Origin of the sequence: Pseudomonas lundensis, assembly GCF_001042985.1 — a bacterium.
Classification (GTDB): Bacteria; Pseudomonadota; Gammaproteobacteria; order Pseudomonadales; family Pseudomonadaceae; genus Aquipseudomonas; species Aquipseudomonas lundensis.
Genome location: NZ_JYKY01000007.1, coordinates 1 through 19,377, shown reverse-complemented (window position 1 = coordinate 19,377; position 19,377 = coordinate 1). Strand labels below are relative to the sequence as shown.

Sequence of the window (19,377 nt, the reverse complement as noted above, 5' to 3'; positions counted from 1 at the left end):
GGCGTTAAACAGTAAACGCGTCTTGCAACAGTTTGGCCTGTTGCTCGGCGTGCATCGATGCATAACCACAAGCAGGTGCAGCAGAAGCGTCACGGCCCGCGTACTCAAGTACGAGCGACTTGTCGTGACCGCCAATGATGCGGCGCATGTGATGCTGGCTGCAGTACCAGGCACCCTGGTTCATCGGCTCTTCCTGACACCAAACAATGTGTTTGACGTTTTTGTACGGAGCCAGGACTTCAATCAAGTCGTCCTCAGGGAACGGGTACAGCTGCTCAAGACGCACGATGGCGATGTCTTCACGACCTTCGGCACGGCGTTTTTCCAGCAGGTCATAGTAGACCTTGCCGCTACACAGGACGATGCGCTCGACGTTCGCCGGATCCTGCGCGTCGATTTCCGGGATAACGGTCTGGAACGAACCTTCTGCCAGATCTTCGAGGGTCGACACGGCCAGTTTGTGGCGCAGCAACGACTTCGGCGTCAGTACCACCAGCGGCTTGCGCAGCGGACGGATGACCTGACGACGCAGCAGATGGTAGATCTGCGCCGGAGTGGTCGGTACGCACACCTGAATGTTGTGCTCGGCGCACAGCTGCAGGTAACGCTCAAGACGTGCCGAGGAGTGCTCGGGGCCCTGACCTTCATAACCGTGTGGCAGCAACATGGTCAGACCGCACAGGCGACCCCACTTGTGCTCGCCGCTGGTGATGAACTGGTCGATCACAACCTGTGCACCGTTGGCGAAGTCGCCGAACTGGGCTTCCCAGATCACCAGCGCGTTTGGCGTGGTGGTCGAGTAGCCGTATTCAAACGCCAATACCGCTTCTTCCGACAGCAACGAGTCGTACAGGTCAAAGCGAGGCTGACCTTCGTACAGGTGCTGCAACGGAATGTAGGTGCTGGCGTCTTTCTGGTTGTGCAACACGGCGTGACGGTGCGAGAACGTACCGCGGCCGATGTCCTGACCCGTCATGCGGATCGGGTGACCTTCGAACGCCAGGGTCGCGTATGCCATGGTTTCGGCATAACCCCAGTTGATCGGCAGGCCACCGGCTTGCATTTTTTGACGGTCTTCGTAGATCTTCGACACCTGACGCTGCATGACGAAGCCTTCTGGAATTTCCAGCAGCTTGGCCGACAGCTCTTGCAGGGTTTTGAGATCAAAACGCGTGTCGTGACGCGCAGTCCAGGCATGGCCCAGGTACGGACGCCAGTCTACGAACAGCTCTTTGTTAGGCTCTTTGACCAGGCTTTTTACCACATGCAGACCGTTGTCCAGCGCGTTGCGGTATTCGTCGATCTTGGCCTGAACGCGATCTGTGTCAACCACACCTTCCTGAGTCAGACGGTCGGCATACAGTTCACGGGTGGTGCGCTGTTTGGCGATCTGCTGATACATCAGCGGCTGAGTGCCGTTTGGCTCGTCGGCCTCGTTGTGACCGCGACGGCGGTAGCAGAACAGGTCGATCACGACGTCACGCTTGAACTGCATGCGGTAGTCGATAGCCAGCTGGGTCACGAACATGACGGCTTCCGGATCATCACCATTGACATGGAGGATCGGCGCTTGAATCATTTTCGCGACGTCGGTGCAGTACTCGGTGGAACGCGAGTCCAGCGGGTTGCTGATGGTGAAGCCCACCTGGTTGTTAATCACCAGGTGTACGGTACCGCCAGTCTTGAAGCCGCGTGTTTGCGACATCTGGAAGGTTTCCATGACCACGCCCTGACCTGCGAACGCAGCGTCACCGTGGATGGAAATCGGCAGAACCTTGTCGCCCGTCTTGTCGTTACGACGATCCTGGCGTGCACGTACAGACCCTTCAACCACTGGAGAAACGATTTCCAGGTGGGACGGGTTAAACGCCATGGCCAGGTGAACTTCGCCACCGGAGGTCATGACGTTGGAGGAGAAGCCCTGGTGGTATTTAACGTCACCGGAACCCAGCTCGATCTTTTTCTTGCCTTCGAACTCGTCGAACAACTCGCGCGGGTTTTTGCCGAAGGTGTTCACCAATACGTTCAGACGACCACGGTGGGCCATGCCGATGACGATTTCTTTGGTGCCGTAGTTGCCCGAACGCTGGATCAGCTCGTCCAGCAAAGGAATCAGGCTCTCGCCGCCTTCCAGGCCGAAACGCTTGGTGCCCGGATATTTGGTGCCCAGGTATTTTTCCAGACCTTCGGCAGCCGTGACGCGCTCAAGCAGATGGCTTTTGACTTCAGCCGAATACGTTGGGCGGCCGCGCACGCTTTCGAGGCGCTGTTCAAACCAGTGGCGCTGCTCGGAATCGACGATGTGCGTGAACTCTGCGCCAATGGTGCGGCAATATGTCTGCTGCAACGCTTCGAGAATTTCGCGTAGGCTCGCTTCCTCTTTGCCGATGTACAGGTCGCCGGCACGGAAGGTCGTATCAAGATCGGCATTGGTCAAGCCGTAATGATTGATCGACAGGTCTGCAGGTGCAGGACGCTGCCACAGCCCCAGCGGATCAAGCTGGGCTGCCTGGTGGCCGCGCATCCGATAGGCCTGGATCAATCGCAGCACTTCAACCTGCTTCTTCTCGTGCTCACTGCTCACGCTCCCGGCGGAAACCGGTTGGGCGCGGCGCTGGTTCTTTGCCAGCAGCACGAAATGGTCGCGGATTGTGGAGTGCGAAACATCGTTGGCAGAGTTGCCGTCAGTCGGCAACGTCTGAAATTTGGTGCGCCATTCTTCTGGCACAGCGTTAGGGTCGTGCAGGTAGAGCTCGTAGAGCTCTTCCACATAGGCAGCGTTACCACCTGAAAGATAGCCGCTGTTCCACATGCGCTGCATCACGCTTTCTTGCATGCTTGGTCACCCTCGGTTAGGGGACACCATCGACGAGAACACCAGAGCATGCTTGAGAAAGTCCGAATACAGCGACTAAAACAAGCCACTTAGGATCACGCTGATAGTCCGGGTACCAGCCCGGATGCCCCTGCTGGTCTCATTTCTTCAAAATAAGAGCCGCAACTTTGTGAGCTGCTGCTCAGGTTAAAACTACGGCGCCGGTTGAAGCCTGCGCCGCAGCATCTTCGGTTACAGCGATCTACGGTAGAGCGGTGTATCAGACGCCGCTTTGCAGCAGCATGCTACGCACGTGGCCGATGGCCTTAGTCGGGTTCAGACCCTTCGGACACACGTTCACGCAGTTCATGATCCCGCGGCAGCGGAATACGCTGAACGGGTCATCCAGTGAAGCCAGACGCTCGCTGGTCTTGGTGTCACGGCTGTCAGCCAGGAAACGGTAGGCTTGCAGCAGTGCAGCAGGGCCCAGGAACTTGTCCGGGTTCCACCAGAAGGACGGGCACGAAGTCGAGCAGCAAGCGCACAGGATGCACTCGTACAGACCGTCGAGCTTTTCACGCTCTTCTGGCGATTGCAGACGTTCGATGGCCGGGGCCGGCGTATCGTTCTGCAGGAACGGCTTCACCTTCTCGTATTGCTTGTAGAAGATGCTCATGTCGACGACCAGGTCACGGATAACCGGCAAACCTGGCAACGGACGGATCACCAACTTGTTACCTTTTACGACAGCGGACAGCGGCGTGACGCACGCCAGGCCGTTCTTGCCGTTGATGTTCATGCCGTCGGAGCCACACACGCCTTCGCGGCAAGAGCGACGATAGGAAAAACCTTCGTCCTGCTCTTTGATCAGGGCCAGAACGTCCAGCACCATGAGGTCTTTACCATTGGTATTGACCTGGAACTCCTGCATGAACGGTGCAGCGTCCTGATCCGGGTTGTAGCGATAAACACTGACTTTCAACATATCGGCCACCCTTAGTAAGTACGAACCATTGGCTGGAAGGTCGGAACGGTTTTCGGCGAGAAGTTCACCGCACGCTTGGCTACGCGTTTCTCACCCGGGAAGTACAGGGTGTGGCACAGCCAGTTAACGTCGTCACGATCTTCGTAGTCTTCACGGGCGTGAGCACCGCGCGATTCTTTACGGGTTTCAGCAGCGATTGCAGTGGCTTCAGCCACTTCAAGCAGGTTTTGCAGCTCAAGTGCTTCGATACGGGCCGTGTTGAATGCCTGGCTCTTATCGTTGATTTTCACGTTGGCGATGCGCTTGCGCAGCTCTTGCAGCTGGGCAATACCCTTCTGCATGTATTCGCCGGTACGGAATACACCGAAGTAGTTCTGCATGCAGCTTTGCAGCTCTTTACGCAGGGTAGCCACGTCTTCGCCATCAGTGCGCGAGTTCAAGCCATCCAGACGTGCCAGGGCAGCGTCGATATCCGCCTGACGTGGACGGGCGTAATCAACGCCTTCTTTCAGGGTCTGCTCAAGGAACAGGCCAGCCGCACGACCGAACACCACCAGGTCGAGCAACGAGTTGCCGCCCAGACGGTTGGCACCGTGAACCGATACGCACGCCACTTCACCGACCGCGAACAAGCCAGGAATGATTGCGTCATTGCCTTCAGCGTCCTGAGTAATTGCCTGACCATGAATGTTGGTGGCAACACCGCCCATCATGTAGTGGCAAGTAGGAACGACTGGAACTGGCGCCAGAACCGGGTCAACGTGCGCGAACGTTTTGGACAGTTCGCAGATGCCTGGCAGACGGCTGTGCAGCACTTCTTCACCCAGGTGATCGAGTTTCAGCATCACGTGGTCGCCATCCGGACCGCAACCGTTGCCCGCGATGATTTCTTTAACCATCGAGCGAGCGACTACGTCACGTCCAGCCAGGTCTTTGGCGTTCGGCGCATAACGCTCCATGAAACGCTCGCCGTGCTTGTTGATCAGGTATCCACCTTCACCACGGCAACCTTCTGTAACCAGTACACCCGCGCCGGCGATACCGGTTGGGTGGAACTGCCACATTTCGATGTCCTGCACCGGAACGCCTGCACGCAGCGCCATGCCAATACCGTCACCGGTGTTGATCAGGGCGTTGGTGGTGGAGGAGTAGATACGGCCTGCACCGCCAGTCGCCAACACGGTTGCGTTCGCGCGAACGTAAGAGGTTTCACCTGTTTCAATGCAGATGACGATCATGCCGACAAAGGCGCCGTCTTCGTTCTTGACCAGATCGACACCGTAGTATTCGTTCAGGAATACAGTGCCGGCCTTCAGGTTGGCCTGGTACAGGGTGTGCAGCAGGGCGTGACCGGTACGGTCAGCTGCGGCGCATGTACGGGCAGCCTGGCCACCCTTACCGAAATCTTTCGACTGGCCGCCGAAAGGACGCTGATAAATACGACCCTGTTCGGTGCGGGAGAACGGCAAGCCCATGTGTTCAAGCTCGAACACGGCTTCCGGCCCTACGGAACACATGTATTCGATAGCGTCCTGGTCACCGATGTAGTCGGAACCCTTGACGGTATCGTACATGTGCCAGCGCCAGTCATCGTTCGGGTCTGCAGACGCGATGGCGCAGGTGATGCCACCCTGTGCCGATACGGTGTGCGAACGGGTCGGGAAGACTTTGGTGATTACAGCAGTCTTGTGACCGCCTTGTGCCAGCTGCAGGGCAGCACGCATGCCAGCACCGCCGCCGCCTACAATGATGGCGTCGAACGAAAGTGTATTAACTGTGTTAGCCATGACTCAGATACCCCAAAGAATCTGCACACCCCAGACGAAGTAAGCGAACATTGCAACGCCGCATACTGCCTGGAAGAGGAAACGTACTGCTGTCGCGGACTTGCCCAGCGCCATCGGCGTCAGGTAGTCGGTCGCGATGGTCCACATGCCGACCCAGGCGTGAGCGCCGAGTGCAACAAGGGCCAGCAGACTGAAGATACGCATCCAGTTGCTTGCGAACAGCTCATGCCATTGGGCGTAGCCAATGCCAGGGTTCGCAACGAGGTACCCGATCAGGAAGATGAAATAAGCCGCTAGAACGACCGCAGACACACGCTGTGCCATCCAGTCATAGAGGCCCGAACGCGACAGGTTCGTAACGCTGGTTACCATATCCAAACTCCCGCCAGAACGATCATCACCACGGAAATGACGATTACGATTTTCGAGCCCAGTTTGCCGCCTTCCAGCGTCTCACCGATGCCCATGTCCATGATCAAATGGCGAATACCTGCCACCAAGTGGTACAGCAAGGCAGAGAGCAGGCCCCACGCTACGAATTTGGCCAGCGGACTGGTCAAGCATGCCTTCACCTCGGCAAAACCTTCTTCCGAACCCAGGGATTTGCTCAATGCATAAAGCATGATGCCCAGGCCGAGAAAGAGAATGATGCCCGATACACGGTGCAGAAATGACGTAACGCCGGTAATGGGGAGTTTGATGGTCCTTAGGTCTAGGTTTACAGGTCGTTGGCTATTCACGGCTTTTTTCACACTGAAGAGCCCCTAACAATCAGGGCAAGTTTGTTGGGATGTGCACTGGTCAGGTACCCACCACCCAGGGAGTGACGACCCCCATCTAAACGGGCCCAAAAGCCCCTGGCGGTCGGCTGCCGAGTATAGACAGTTAGGTCACTAATGACAACGCAATCACCTCCCCCTAATAGCTCATTGCAATGAAGCTACAAAAGGCGTAAACGGCAGGGATAATCGCTAAAAAATGCTCCTCAAAGCCTTGTACAGCAAGACTTTAGGCAAATTGACATTCAAATTTATCTCACTATAGTGGTGCGGGCCCTGCGTGGGGGGTCTGTCTGATGATTTCAAGCATAAATAGGAGGCCACATGGCTGACAAAAAAGCGCAGTTGATCATCGAGGGCGCAGCCCCCGTCGAGCTGCCCATTTTAACTGGCACCGTGGGTCCCGATGTAATCGATGTGCGAGGCCTCACGGCCACGGGCCGGTTCACATTTGACCCTGGCTTCATGTCGACCGCGTCCTGCGAGTCGAAGATCACCTATATTGATGGTGACAACGGTATCCTGCTGCACCGCGGCTACCCGATCGAACAACTGGCCGAACATTCTGACTACCTTGAAACCGCTTATCTGCTGCTGAACGGCGAACTGCCGACCGCAGAGCAGAAAGCCCAGTTCGTCAGCACCGTCAAGAACCACACCATGGTTCACGAACAGCTGAAGACCTTTTTCAACGGTTTCCGTCGCGATGCCCACCCGATGGCCGTCATGTGCGGCGTAGTCGGCGCCCTGTCTGCCTTCTACCACGACTCCCTCGACATCAATAACCCGCAGCATCGCGAAATTTCAGCGATCCGCCTGGTTGCCAAGATGCCGACCCTGGCCGCAATGGTTTACAAGTACTCCATGGGCCAGCCCATGATGTACCCACGTAACGACCTGAGCTACGCCGAAAACTTCCTGCACATGATGTTCAACACCCCGTGCGAGATCAAACCGATCAGCCCGGTGCTGGCCAAGGCCATGGATAAGATCTTTATCCTGCACGCCGACCACGAACAGAACGCGTCGACGTCCACCGTACGCCTGGCAGGCTCCTCGGGTGCCAACCCGTTCGCCTGTATTGCGGCGGGCATCGCTGCACTGTGGGGGCCTGCTCACGGCGGCGCCAACGAGGCCGTACTGACCATGCTCGACGAAATTGGCGATGTCTCCAACATCGACACGTTCATCGCCAAGGCCAAGGACAAGAACGATCCGTTCAAACTGATGGGCTTCGGTCACCGCGTTTACAAAAACCGCGACCCGCGTGCAACGGTCATGAAAAAGACCTGCGACGAAGTGCTCAAAGAACTGGGCATCCAGAACGATCCGCAACTCGAACTGGCCATGCGCCTGGAAGAGATCGCCCTGACCGACCCGTACTTCATCGAACGCTCGCTGTACCCGAACGTCGACTTCTACTCGGGGATCATCCTCAAGGCGATCGGCATTCCAACCAGCATGTTCACCGTGATCTTTGCCCTGTCGCGTACCGTGGGCTGGATCTCGCACTGGAAAGAAATGCTCTCCAGCCCGTACAAGATTGGCCGTCCGCGCCAGCTGTACACCGGCTACGAGCAGCGTGACCTGACCAAACTCGAAGACCGCAAGTAAGCGTCCGTCTAACGACCGCGCGACACCTGCAATAAATACGGCCTCTCTCCAGAGGCCGTATTTTTTTGCCCTGAATTCTCCCCCGCCGACCCAACACAGCGCGCACGCATAACGCAACGCTACCCGCCCTAGACCCTGCCGTTCCTGTCAAGCACGCGCCCTCGGCCTCACATCAACGCCCCAGCGCGCCTGTAGATTAAACTCACCACGCACCACAACTGCCTCGGTTGCCGCACGGCATTAACGCCCCCCTTTTTCAGGCATGCAAAAAATCCCCCTGCCTTTCGACAGGGGGATTTCAGGTTATTCCAGCCTTACAGCATGACCTTAGTGAGAAACCGCCCCGCTTGCCCCCAGGCCCGTCTGTGAACGCACAAACTGAGGGAAGAACAGCGCACGCTCTTTCTCGGCCGACTTGGACTTGTCAGTAATCGAGAAGAACCAGATACCCACGAATGCAATGATCATGGAGAACAGCGCAGGGTATTCGTAAGGGAAGATGGCTTTTTCATGGTGAAGGATCTGCACCCAAATGGTAGGACCCAGAACCATCAAGCCGACGGCACTTACCAGCCCCAACCAGCCGCCAATCATTGCACCGCGCGTGGTGAGGTTTTTCCAGTACATGGAAAGCAGCAACACCGGGAAGTTACAACTGGCTGCGATGGAGAACGCCAGGCCCACCATGAACGCAATGTTCTGGCTTTCAAACAAGATGCCAAGGCCAATCGCCAGCACGCCGAGGGCGATGGTGGTGATTTTCGAGACGCGAATCTCTTCCTTGTCGTTTGCCTTGCCCTTTTTGATGACACTGGCATACAAGTCATGAGACACCGCCGAAGCACCTGCCAAGGTGAGGCCCGCCACCACCGCCAGAATCGTGGCGAAAGCGACAGCGGAAATGAAGCCCAGGAAGATACTGCCACCCACGGCATCGGCCAAATGCACGGCCGCCATGTTATTGCCGCCCAGCAGCGCGCCTGCCGCATCTTTAAACGCAGGGTTCGTGCTGACAAGGATGATCGCGCCGAACCCGATGATGAACGTCAGAATGTAGAAGTAACCAATGAAGCCAGTCGCATAAAGCACGCTCTTACGGGCTTCCTTAGCATCACTCACGGTGAAGAAGCGCATGAGAATGTGGGGCAAGCCAGCCGTACCGAACATCAGGGCCAGACCCAGTGAAAACGCCGAGATCGGATCCTTGACCAGACCGCCCGGGCTCATGATGGCTTCACCTTTGGGGTGAACCTGCACCGCCTCGGCAAACAGCGCATTGAAGTCGAAGTTGACGTGTTTCATCACCATAACGGCCATGAACGTCGCACCGGACAACAACAGCACGGCTTTGATGATCTGTACCCACGTGGTGGCCAGCATGCCGCCGAACAGCACATACAGGCACATCAGGATGCCCACCAGAATTACCGCAACGTGGTAATCGAGACCGAACAGCAGCTGGATCAGCTTGCCCGCACCCACCATCTGGGCAATCAGGTAAAACGCCACCACCACCAGTGACCCGCAGGCCGACAGGGAGCGAATCTGAGTCTGCCCAAGGCGGTAGGACGCCACATCGGCAAAGGTGTACTTGCCCAGGTTACGCAGACGTTCCGCAATCAGGAACAGGATGATGGGCCAGCCCACCAAAAAGCCGATGGAATAAATCAGGCCATCGTAGCCCGAGGTGTACACCAGCGCGGAAATACCCAGAAAGGACGCGGCCGACATGTAGTCACCCGCAATTGCCAGACCGTTCTGAAAACCGGTGATCTTGCCGCCCGCGGCGTAGTAGTCCGCCGCCGACTTGTTACGCTTTGAGGCCCAATACGTAATGCACAGTGTGGCGCCTACGAACACCACAAACATGATGATCGCCGACACGTTGAGAGGTTGCTTCTGCACTTCGCCGGTCAGGGCTTCGCCCGCCCAGACGCCAGAAGACAAGGCTGCCAGGCCCAGTGTTGCCAATAGACGCCGGATCATTGCGCAGCCTCCTTGAGAATTGCATTGTTCAGGTCGTCAAACTCGCCATTGGCCCGGTGTATATAAATAGCTGTCAACACAAACGCTGAAACAATCAGCCCGACACCGATCGGTATTCCCCACGTAATGGACGAACCGGGGCTCAACTTCGCCCCCATGATGTGCGACCCGTAGGCAATCAACAGGATAAAACCGGCATACAAACCAAGCATGATCGCCGAAAGAATCCAGGCGAAACGCTCTCTTTTTTTAACCAGCTCCTTGAAACGGGGGCTGTTTTGAATCGTGAGGTAAATGCTGTCGTTCATTATTTTTGTCCTCGCAGCACAGATGAGATGGAACGATTTCACTATTAGGGGGCTTCAATTTCTAAGCCAGACGACTTTAGTAGTAGAACCACCCATTCACTGTAGCCCCCGGTTTATCTGGCCTGCATGGAAGTTGACATCATTTTGCCTGCCCCAGAAACGCAAAAACCGCCTGACGCACGCATCAGGCGGTTACGCAAATACCGAGCTAGACACCTCGCCGCTTTTATTGAGTCCACTCAGCGACTCGATCGGGATGTTTGGCTACCCACTCCCGAGCCGCCACTTCTGGCTTCTCACCTTCCTGTATGGCCAGCATCACGTCGCCAATTTCATCTTTCGATGCCCACTGGAATTTTTTCAAAAAGGCCGCCACCTCCGGCGCTTTACTGTCCAGCGCTTTGCTGCCAACACTGTTAACGGTTTCTGCGGCCCCATAGACCTGCTTTGGATCATCGAGAAAACGCAGCTTCCATTTGGCAAACATCCAGTGCGGCACCCAACCGGTGACCACCACCGGTTCATTTTTGGCATAGGCACGCCCCAGCTCTGAGGTCATGGCCGCACCGGAGCTGGCTTGCAGCTTATAACCCAGGCCGTAATCTTTGATGGCCTGATCCGTTTTAAGCATCACACCGGACCCCGCATCAATCCCGACTATTTTCTGTTTATAACCCTTGTCCTCTTTAAGGTCGGCAATCGATTGGGCGTTGACGTATTCAGGCACGATCAAACCGATTTTCGCGTCTTTGAAATTGGGACCGTAATCCACCACCTTGCCCTTATTCTTCGCCCAGTATTCGCCATGGGTCACGGGCAACCAGGCGGACAACATAGCGTCCAGCTTACCGGTGGCCACACCCTGCCACATGATCCCGGTCGCCACCGGCATCAACTTCACGTCATAACCCAACTTTTGCTTAATCACCTCTGCGGCCACATGGGTCGTGGCCACACTGTCTGACCAACCATCGACATAACCGATATTAAGTGTGGGCTTTGCCTGCGCACAGGCCACGCCTGCCCCCATCGCCAGCACCAAGGCAGCCCCCACACTCAAGAGTCGTCGCATCTTCATCAATCAATCCTCACCGTGTCGGGCCCGACGGGTGCCGGACCGCTTGAACCCGTATTTCGATGATCGACCCCTGATTAAATGCAACCTGCTCTGACGGCGACCTTAAGGCAACTGCAAACGACATGTGCCCAGACGTAACAAAATCATTCGCACGCGCTGACTCGCCTCAATTGCAGGTAAGATGCGCGGCTTTGCTCCCATACGGCCCGACCATGTCTGCGACTGCCCGCTTTCCCGCATTCCCTTATCTCTTTGCGTGCTTACTGAGCCTGTTTGCCGTGGCCGGTTTCTGGTATGGCCTGGGCCAGCCGGTGATCCTGCCCGATGCGGCCACGCCCACCCACAAGTTGCAGTGCGCCTCCTACACGCCGTTCGACAAAGACCAATCGCCCTTCGATCAACCCTTCGTGCCGCGTATTGAGCGCATGGACGCGGATCTGGCCCTTCTGGCAACGCGCTTTGAGTGCGTGCGCACCTACTCCCAGGCCGGGCTTGAAGCCCTGCCCGAGCTGGCACGCAAACACGGGCTCAAGGTCATGATGGGGGCCTGGGTCAGCCGCGACCCGGTGGCCACTGCCGCTGAAGTCAACGCGCTGATCGCATCGGCCAATGCACACCCGGATATCGTCAGTTCGGTCATCGTGGGTAATGAGGCATTGCTGCGTAAGGAAATCACTGCCCCGCAACTGGTCAAACTGATCGAGCAGGTGAAAAGCCAGATCAAACAACCGGTGACCTACGCGGACGTCTGGGAATTCTGGCTGCAACACCCGGAAATCGCGCCCGCCGTCGACTTCCTGACCATCCACCTGCTGCCCTATTGGGAAGACGACCCTGCGGGGATCGACCAGGCGGTTAACCATGTCGCACAAATTCGCCAAGCTTTCGGCAGCAAATTTGCACCCAAAGACATCGTGATCGGTGAAACCGGCTGGCCCAGCGAAGGTCGCCAACGCGAAACAGCACTGCCCAGCCGGGTCAATGAAGCCAGGTTCATTCGTGGCTTTGTCACGCTGGCCGAGCAGAACGGCTGGAAATACAACCTGATCGAAGCCTTCGACCAACCCTGGAAACGCGGCAGTGAAGGCGCCGTTGGCGGTTACTGGGGCCTGTTCGATGCCGATCGTCAAGACAAAGGCATACTCGCCGGGCCCGTGACCAACTTGCCCCACTGGCCCGTTTGGCTCGGCCTCGGCGGCGCAGTATTCATCGCCACCCTGCTGATCGGCGGACGGGTTCGCAGTACCCGTGCAGCACTGCTATTGCCTGCATTAGGCGCACTGTCAGGGTGCTCGATCATTGCCTGGGCGCAACTGGCGTCAGTCACCAGCCGTTATGCCGGTGAATGGATAGAGGCCGCAGTACTGCTGTTGCTCAACCTCATCGTCATGGCCCACGCTGCGTCGGCATTGGGGCAAAGAGACGGATGGCGCGAGCGCCTGTTCAATGTGCTTGAACGTCGCGCTGGCTGGTGGCTGGCCGCTGCCGGGTTCGCCGGGGCCGTCCTGATGCTTGGCCTGGTGTTTGAACCGCGTTATCGCAGCTTCCCGAGCGCTGCGTTGTTGCTGCCCGCACTGGTGTACCTGCTGCGCCCCGTGCGCGGACCGCGTCGTGAATTGGGGTTGTTGGCGTTAATCATCGGTGCGGGGATTCCATTGCAGCTGTACGGTGAAGGTCTGCGCAATGAACAGGCCTGGGGCTGGGCGCTGGTAAGCGCATTACTGGTCGTGGCGCTGTGGCGCAGCGTCAGGTTGCGCCGCCCTTAGTCACGTTGGAACAACGCGAGGCGCACCGACCCGGCGTCTCGCGCAGCTCATCAGGCCCCACAAGGCAAGCGCATCGTTCAAACGCGCTTGGCCCTCACCAGGCGCAATCCTGCAATCACCACCGCAAATACAGCGAGACTGGCGTTATACAACGCCAGTGCTGGCAACCCGAAGACCAAGGCCAGCACCGCCAACGCACGGCCAAGACGGCCGCGCACAAAAAAAGCGACCGTCGCCGTGGCAATGGCTGCCCAACCCAGCACCCTGAAATGAATCAACAAGCCCAAGTTAGCGCGCAACTGGCACTCCCAACGGGGCGCCTCGGCCACGCAGGTGCCCACCCACTGCGGATCCTCCATCAAGCCATAACGCAGGCCATAACCGGCAGCCAGCCACAGGGGCACAGCCATAAACAGCAATATCAACGGCAAACGAGGGCGCATAACAACTCCGATAGGCAAAAGCGGCGCTCAGCTTAATCACACTTGTCGGGTATGCAAGCCTTGCAATCAGATATCTGTTCACTAAAGTCAATCAACGTGTATCGTCTGGTAGCCATTTGCCGCTTGCGACGCGTGGGGGGATTTATTTAGGGGTGCAAAAGGCACTTCGAAGGTAGCCCTGTGGTCATAGCCTGCGAATCTTCTCAGCTCCTTCTCTAGGATAGTCTTCATGCTTCGTTCTCTGTCCCTTGCTGCCCTGCTGGGCGGCCTTATATTGAGTGCGTCCGCACAGGCGGTCGATGTCGACCCCGCAACCTATGGCTACCCGATCACCAATCCGTTCGAAGCCACGATCGCCACCACGCCACCGCAGATGCGCCCTTATCTGCCGAGCGAAGATGACATTCGGCAATCGGATTACAGCCTGACCCTGCGCCCGGAGCGTGAGTTCACCCTGCCCGCCAACTTTTGGGCAGTCAAAAAGCTCACCTACCGCATGGCCAGACAAGACCACCCGGCCCCCTTGATGTTCCTGATTGCCGGCACCGGCGCGCCTTACAACAGCAGCCTCAACGAATATCTGAAAAAACTGTTTTACCAAGCCGGCTACCACGTGGTGCAGCTGTCATCGCCCACCAGCTATGACTTCATGAGCGCGGCCTCTCGCTTTGCCACCCCGGGTATCAGCCAATACGATGCCGAAGACCTGTATCACGTCATGCAAGCGGTCCGCGCACAACAGGCTGACGTTCCGGTGACCGACTATTACCTCAGCGGCTACAGCCTGGGCGCGCTCGACGCAGCCTTCGTCAGCCATCTGGATGAGACGCGCAAGAGCTTCAACTTCAAAAAAGTGCTGATGCTTAACCCGCCAGTCAATCTGTACACCTCCATCAGCAACCTCGACAAACTGGTTCAAACCGAAGTTAAGGGCATCAACAACAGCACCACCTTCTATGAGCTGGTACTGAACAAGTTGACCCGGTACTTCAAGCAGAAAGGCTACGTCGACCTCAACGCCGCACTGGTGTACGACATCCAGAACTCCAAGGAACGACTGACCAACGAACAAATGGCGATGCTGATCGGCACTATGTTCCGCTTTTCGTCAGCCGACATCGTGTTCACCTCCGACCTGATCAACCGTCGCGGCCTGATCACCCCGCCAAACTACCCGATCACCGAAGGCACCAGCCTCACGCCGTTCCTCAAGCGTTCACTGCTGTGCGACTTCGATTGTTACCTGACAGAGCAAGTCATCCCCATGTGGCGGGCCCGCACCGATGGCGGCACGTTATTGCAATTGATCGACCAGGTGAGCCTCTACGCGCTGAAGGACTACCTGCAAAACAGCCCGAAGATAGCCGTGATGCACAACGCCGACGACATCATCCTCGGCCCGGGCGATCTTGGGTTTCTGCGTAAAACCTTTGGCAATCGGCTGACGGTTTACCCGTATGGCGGCCATTGCGGCAACCTCAACTACCGTGTCAACGCTGACGATATGCTGGAGTTCTTCCGTGGCTAAACATTTATTACTGGTCGCCGCCCTGCTCAGCGCTGGCGTCGCCCAAGCGGACAACAGCAAGGCCAACCTTGAACGAACCGCAGACGTCGATGGTTTCACCCAACCTTTGAAACTCCTGAAGTTCAACCCCGGGCTGGATCAACGCGAGTTTGAACGCGCCACCATGAACGCCCTGAGCGTTTATGACCCGCTGGAGTCCGTGAACCGCCGGATCTACCACTTCAACTACCGTTTCGATCAGTGGGTGTTCCTGCCGGTCGTCAACGGCTACCGCTACGTGACACCCAGTTTTGTGCGCACAGGCGTGAGCAACTTCTTCAACAACCTGGGTGACGTCCCCAACCTGTTTAACAGCCTGCTGCAACTCAAAGGGCAGCGCTCGCTGGAAACCACCGGGCGACTGCTGTTGAACACCACCCTTGGCGTCGGCGGCCTGTGGGACCCGGCCACGTCGATGGGCTTGCCTCGCGTGAGCGAAGACTTCGGCCAGACCTTGGGTTTCTATGGCGTTCCAGGGGGGGCTTACTTGATGCTGCCGATTCTTGGCCCGTCCAACCTGCGGGACACCACCGGGTTAGTGGTCGACTACGGCGTCAATCAGGAAATCAACTTCCTCAACGTGCCCCACGAAAGCACGCGTCATCCGGAAATCTGGGTACTGGGCGCTGTCGACAAGCGCTACACCACCAGCTTCCGTTATGGACAGTTCGACTCGCCGTTTGAGTACGACAAGCTGCGTTATATCTACACCGAGGCGCGTAAGTTGCAGATTGCAGAATAAGTAGTCCCACACAGCCAACTAAAATATCTGTAGCACTTTAGTTGGCTGTGGAGCAAGAATTCTCTGAAAAGTGCAAAAACATCGCAATAAATGACAAAAACCCTTAAACACATAGACTCATCCGACAGACGGATTGTTAAACACCTTATTAAGGTGCGCCCAGATACGATTACTCTGGATTACACGTATGTTAACTGCCCAATGACCAGTAGATATTACTGAATCCGCCGTAAAAATTATTCTCGCTGATGACCACCCCGCAGTACTGCTTGGGACCCGAGTGGCTTTAACTAAAAGTTACAGACCTCACGTGCGCGTCATCGCAGAGGCATTGTGTACAGATACATGACTTCAAGCATTAGAGCATGATCCATGCGATCTACTTATCACAGATCTTTATATGCCGGGAGGTACATTTATTGAGGGCATCAGCTTAATAAGTTACCCGTGCAGAAAATTCAAAAATCGTTGTCATAACAATGACTAATAACGAACTCATCCTCAAGCATTTATTGGATCTCAACATACACGGGCTCTTCGACAAGCACGCCTCACTGAACGAGCTCAACAAGGCTGTTGAGCACGTCATTCAAGGCAGAAGGTATATAAGCAAGAATTTTTCATCAACACTGGCGGCGAGCCAACGTGGTGAGACCAGGCAGAAGGTGCTAACGACAAAAGAAGTCGAAGTCATGCGCTTATTGGCAACCGGGCTGGCAGGCCGAGAAATAGCCAAACAAGTAAACCGCAGCAAGAAAACAATAAGTCGACAAAAACGCTAAGCCATACAAAAAAATGGGTATCAGGCGCCTAATTAAATTGAATAATGCTACCTGGAATGGTTTATAAAAATAGCAGTGATGTTGTCATTTAAGATTCAGTAAAAAAAAGCCTGAGCAACACTTGCAAGTATCGCTCAGGCCAGTGCAATGATTGATGACTTAATGAATGACAGCTTCACTGACACTAATCAAGCGCCCTAAATCGTCATAACACAAAACACGACCGCATTCATCTCTAGTCATATTTCCATCATCATCATAATCCAAATCGATCTGTGAAGGATAACTGGCATGCGTGTTAACTATTTTACTCAACTGTACCGGGTCTCCGTTTTCATAGTAGTAGCTAGCCATATTGAATTCGCCAGCAAAAGACGTTTTCACACGGGTGATATTATCCAGCGCATCAAACCTAAATAGTTGCTCGTCAATTGCATTTCCGCGAGGATCAACAGGCTTCTGACTCCCTTCACAGGTATATTTTGTCAGTCTGGCTCGTGCATCATACTCGTATGACTCATCACGCAGTATTTCACCATCAGCCCCCTCTTCATCAAGGGCAATTAACACTCGTCGCTCAAGATTATCTACCGCTGTGTAAGTTTGCGACAGCTTTTGCTTGGAACCATTAATATCAAAAACCCTTTGCACTTCTCGACCGAATTCGTCATAGTGCAAATCAATGACAACATACCGCTCGTTTAATTCATCAGTTGTATCTGTAGTGGTAATCCTCTGGGTCTGCCCTAGTTCGTCATACGTAAAGCAAGACGCTATCTTACCCAAACGGGTCGAGCACACTCGACCACCCTTTTCAAAATCATACTCATAATCCTGAGTATTACCCAGAACATCAGTGTAGGCCAATATAAGGCCACGCAAGGAATATCGATAAGCCATCGAATATTCACCCATCACCTCACAACTAAGTTCACCAGTACTGAAATAATCACGAACAATAGTGACTCCGTTTTCAGAGCATGAGCGCATTCGAGCATTGGCGGGATCATATTCATAAATAGCCTCAACGCCATTTACTTTTCTTAAATTTGGTTCCTCTCCCAGCAGTGGTTTATATTCATAATCGATGCTTCTCTCGCGAGATTTAATAACTTTATTGGGCTGAGTCTGACCGGGAGCGTATTCATACGATTGCTCACGCTCACCGATAGAAGAGGCTGACATCCGGCCTAGCCCATCAAATGCTTGAGTCCCTAGCAATGTACCGTCCACACTGATAGAGATCGGCAGATCTTCGACGGTATGCAATGCATAATCACGCATTACGATCGCACCACCTGGTAATGTGGTGTGTGTAGTACGATCATAAGCATCATACGAATAAAGCGTTGTATTAGAGAGTGCATCCACCTCTTTCGATTTACGTCCTAGGCCATCATATTCGTAAGAGTGGGTACTGTAATAGTCGCCAACCTTATTAAACCGTACGAGCCGCACAGGGTTATCAAATCTGTCAATGTACGTCACCGTCTTGCCTGTTGTTTTGGTAACGTTACCATTAGTATCTACCGATTGCTGCCAAGCGGTTTTAATGCCTCCTTGCTGCCAATCATTAGCCCCGCGGGGTTCCATAACCTCGTAAGTTTCAACACTATCAGGTCCAACCGAACAGATTTGCTGCCCCCAATCGTCATAACGTAAGTGTGTGACAAGAGGCCAATCCTTTTCGCCCTCCCAATCATATTCAGTTTCTTCTTCCAGTTGACCCATCGCATCATACTGCGCCGCATAAGTAGGTCTAAGAAGCTTGGCTTTTAACTTACTGTCAGCGTTCATACGCTGCTCTGCAATCGTTCGATTGAAGCCGTCGAAAAAAGTAACCGTCAATACTTCCTTAACATTCTTTGTCGATTGTATTGCCTGATCCCCAGGCTGCGAACACAAAATATAATGGTAGCTGCGTGCGGCTTCATACTCAGTACCGGGCGCTACAATTTCCCGCGTAACGCGCTGCAAGGCATCGTACTCATAACGTATTTCAACATCGTTATCATCACGAACCAATAACGGCAGCCCAGAATAGATAGATACCTCACTCAAGACAGTTTTGGAGTGAGAATCCACATCTGAAGAATTGACAATTTTAGTTCGTAATGTACCAAAGCCTGAATCCTGCTCAACGAGTGCAACCAAGTCATAATCATACTCAGTGCTCATGACATGGCCATTTATATTCAGCGTTTCACGCGCCAATAACCCGTGACGTAATGGATCTTTCACATCATCGTTGTACTCATATTGTGTGCTTTGCAGCACCTGTAGAACTTGGTTATCAATAGACTCCAGCAACGCGACTCCTGGACATGCCAATGGTCTAACACATTATTGAACGAGGGTAACAACTTATACGTATACGTGGTACTCAGTACTGGGGCTGCATGCACAGCCGTGGGGTTAGGCCTGATAGTTTTATTCTTTAGATGCCGGATAAAACCTTTAGGATCAGGCGGACAGGCTTGTCCCTCCCCTTCCCAAGGATAATACGTCGACTCCTCAATCACACCATTTGCTTGTTTAAACAACGTTTCATTGCCCTGCATATCATACTCTCGATACTCAGTCTGGCTACGTAACAATGTGAATCGCCCCTAGTTTCCTAGACACTCTCCAGGCTCGCTGCGTAACGCTTTTCAAACTCTACCGGTGACAGCTGATTGTTGAAACTGTGGCGTCGTTTTGGGTTGTAAAACATCTCGATGTAATC

At 54.8% G+C, this 19,377-nt stretch carries 16 protein-coding genes; 5 read left to right on the top strand and 11 right to left on the bottom strand.

Going from position 1 to position 19,377, the window contains the following annotated elements:
• Positions 1–4: 4 nt before the first annotated feature.
• The 5 genes from TU74_RS07740 to sdhC all read right to left on the bottom strand — a co-directional run bounded on the left by TU74_RS07740 (position 5) and on the right by sdhC (position 6,339).
• Positions 5–2,836 (bottom strand): 2-oxoglutarate dehydrogenase E1 component, encoded by a 2,832-nt coding sequence (locus TU74_RS07740; RefSeq protein WP_047274264.1) that lies wholly within the window; start codon positions 2,834–2,836, stop codon positions 5–7.
• Between the two features lie 259 nt (positions 2,837–3,095).
• Entirely contained in the window at positions 3,096–3,800 is a 705-nt protein-coding gene (locus TU74_RS07735) for a succinate dehydrogenase iron-sulfur subunit (protein ID WP_047274262.1), read from the bottom strand.
• Between the two features lie 11 nt (positions 3,801–3,811).
• Positions 3,812–5,587 carry a succinate dehydrogenase flavoprotein subunit gene (gene sdhA, locus TU74_RS07730; RefSeq protein ID WP_047274260.1) on the bottom strand — a complete coding sequence of 592 codons (1,776 nt, stop codon included), beginning with the start codon at positions 5,585–5,587 and terminating at the stop codon, positions 3,812–3,814.
• A 3-nt stretch (positions 5,588–5,590) separates the two neighbouring features.
• Positions 5,591–5,959 carry a succinate dehydrogenase, hydrophobic membrane anchor protein gene (sdhD, locus tag TU74_RS07725; protein WP_003446906.1) on the bottom strand — a complete coding sequence of 123 codons (369 nt, stop codon included), beginning with the start codon at positions 5,957–5,959 and terminating at the stop codon, positions 5,591–5,593.
• Entirely contained in the window at positions 5,953–6,339 is a 387-nt protein-coding gene (gene sdhC / locus TU74_RS07720; protein WP_070411961.1) for a succinate dehydrogenase, cytochrome b556 subunit, read from the bottom strand. The genes sdhD and sdhC overlap by 7 nt, the downstream gene beginning before the upstream one ends.
• Before the next feature lie 351 nt (positions 6,340–6,690).
• Between sdhC and gltA the strand changes: the two genes are divergently transcribed.
• Positions 6,691–7,980 (top strand): citrate synthase, encoded by a 1,290-nt coding sequence (gene gltA, locus TU74_RS07715; RefSeq protein ID WP_047274256.1) that lies wholly within the window; start codon positions 6,691–6,693, stop codon positions 7,978–7,980.
• 327 nt (positions 7,981–8,307) lie between these two features.
• On the opposite strand, the gene TU74_RS07710 is transcribed toward gltA, so the two are convergent.
• From TU74_RS07710 to TU74_RS07700, 3 genes are all read right to left on the bottom strand, one after another.
• On the bottom strand, positions 8,308–9,966 hold the full coding sequence (locus tag TU74_RS07710) for a cation acetate symporter (RefSeq protein WP_047292758.1): 1,659 nt from the start codon (positions 9,964–9,966) through the stop codon (positions 8,308–8,310).
• Positions 9,963–10,274, bottom strand: a complete 312-nt coding sequence (locus TU74_RS07705) for a DUF485 domain-containing protein (RefSeq protein WP_047274253.1) — start codon at positions 10,272–10,274, stop codon at positions 9,963–9,965. Before TU74_RS07705 ends, TU74_RS07710 begins: the two co-directional genes overlap by 4 nt.
• Before the next feature lie 226 nt (positions 10,275–10,500).
• Positions 10,501–11,352, bottom strand: coding sequence for a glycine betaine ABC transporter substrate-binding protein (locus TU74_RS07700; protein ID WP_047292757.1), 852 nt, complete (start codon positions 11,350–11,352; stop codon positions 10,501–10,503).
• 212 nt (positions 11,353–11,564) lie between these two features.
• Between TU74_RS07700 and TU74_RS07695 the strand changes: the two genes are divergently transcribed.
• A complete protein-coding gene (locus TU74_RS07695; protein WP_048375841.1) occupies positions 11,565–13,118 on the top strand; it encodes a glycoside hydrolase family 17 protein in 1,554 nt (517 codons plus the stop codon).
• 77 nt (positions 13,119–13,195) lie between these two features.
• On the opposite strand, the gene TU74_RS07690 is transcribed toward TU74_RS07695, so the two are convergent.
• Positions 13,196–13,561 carry a hypothetical protein gene (locus tag TU74_RS07690; RefSeq protein WP_048375840.1) on the bottom strand — a complete coding sequence of 122 codons (366 nt, stop codon included), beginning with the start codon at positions 13,559–13,561 and terminating at the stop codon, positions 13,196–13,198.
• Positions 13,562–13,790: 229 nt separating this feature from the next.
• Here TU74_RS07690 and TU74_RS07685 point away from each other — a divergent pair, with 229 nt between their 5' ends.
• From TU74_RS07685 to TU74_RS07675, 3 genes are all read left to right on the top strand, one after another.
• Positions 13,791–15,089: a serine/threonine protein kinase gene (locus TU74_RS07685; RefSeq protein ID WP_047274245.1), complete on the top strand. Its 1,299-nt coding sequence runs from the start codon at positions 13,791–13,793 to the stop codon at positions 15,087–15,089.
• On the top strand, positions 15,082–15,870 hold the full coding sequence (locus TU74_RS07680) for an MlaA family lipoprotein (protein ID WP_048375839.1): 789 nt from the start codon (positions 15,082–15,084) through the stop codon (positions 15,868–15,870). The genes TU74_RS07685 and TU74_RS07680 overlap by 8 nt, the downstream gene beginning before the upstream one ends.
• Positions 15,871–16,349: 479 nt before the next feature.
• A complete protein-coding gene (locus tag TU74_RS07675) occupies positions 16,350–16,652 on the top strand; it encodes a LuxR C-terminal-related transcriptional regulator (protein ID WP_048375838.1) in 303 nt (100 codons plus the stop codon).
• A 159-nt stretch (positions 16,653–16,811) separates the two neighbouring features.
• Here TU74_RS07675 and TU74_RS07670 read toward each other — a convergent pair whose 3' ends face one another.
• Positions 16,812–18,962 carry an RHS repeat domain-containing protein gene (locus tag TU74_RS07670; protein ID WP_053069978.1) on the bottom strand — a complete coding sequence of 717 codons (2,151 nt, stop codon included), beginning with the start codon at positions 18,960–18,962 and terminating at the stop codon, positions 16,812–16,814.
• A gap of 307 nt (positions 18,963–19,269) precedes the next feature.
• Positions 19,270–19,377 (bottom strand): IS3 family transposase (locus tag TU74_RS24110; RefSeq protein WP_138762977.1); only part of this gene is annotated, 108 nt, incomplete at its 5' end.

Bases quoted from the DNA above. Each gene is read 5' to 3' on its own strand.
- TU74_RS07740 (WP_047274264.1), bottom strand. From the start codon at position 2,836: ATGCAAGAAAGCGTGATGCAGCGCATGTGGAACAGCGGCTATCTTTCA.
- TU74_RS07735 (WP_047274262.1), bottom strand. From the start codon at position 3,800: ATGTTGAAAGTCAGTGTTTATCGCTACAACCCGGATCAGGACGCTGCA.
- sdhA (WP_047274260.1), bottom strand. From the start codon at position 5,587: ATGGCTAACACAGTTAATACACTTTCGTTCGACGCCATCATTGTAGGC.
- sdhD (WP_003446906.1), bottom strand. From the start codon at position 5,959: ATGGTAACCAGCGTTACGAACCTGTCGCGTTCGGGCCTCTATGACTGG.
- gltA (WP_047274256.1), top strand. From the start codon at position 6,691: ATGGCTGACAAAAAAGCGCAGTTGATCATCGAGGGCGCAGCCCCCGTC.
- TU74_RS07710 (WP_047292758.1), bottom strand. From the start codon at position 9,966: ATGATCCGGCGTCTATTGGCAACACTGGGCCTGGCAGCCTTGTCTTCT.
- TU74_RS07705 (WP_047274253.1), bottom strand. From the start codon at position 10,274: ATGAACGACAGCATTTACCTCACGATTCAAAACAGCCCCCGTTTCAAG.
- TU74_RS07700 (WP_047292757.1), bottom strand. From the start codon at position 11,352: ATGAAGATGCGACGACTCTTGAGTGTGGGGGCTGCCTTGGTGCTGGCG.
- TU74_RS07695 (WP_048375841.1), top strand. From the start codon at position 11,565: ATGTCTGCGACTGCCCGCTTTCCCGCATTCCCTTATCTCTTTGCGTGC.
- TU74_RS07690 (WP_048375840.1), bottom strand. From the start codon at position 13,561: ATGCGCCCTCGTTTGCCGTTGATATTGCTGTTTATGGCTGTGCCCCTG.
- TU74_RS07685 (WP_047274245.1), top strand. From the start codon at position 13,791: ATGCTTCGTTCTCTGTCCCTTGCTGCCCTGCTGGGCGGCCTTATATTG.
- TU74_RS07675 (WP_048375838.1), top strand. From the start codon at position 16,350: ATGACTAATAACGAACTCATCCTCAAGCATTTATTGGATCTCAACATA.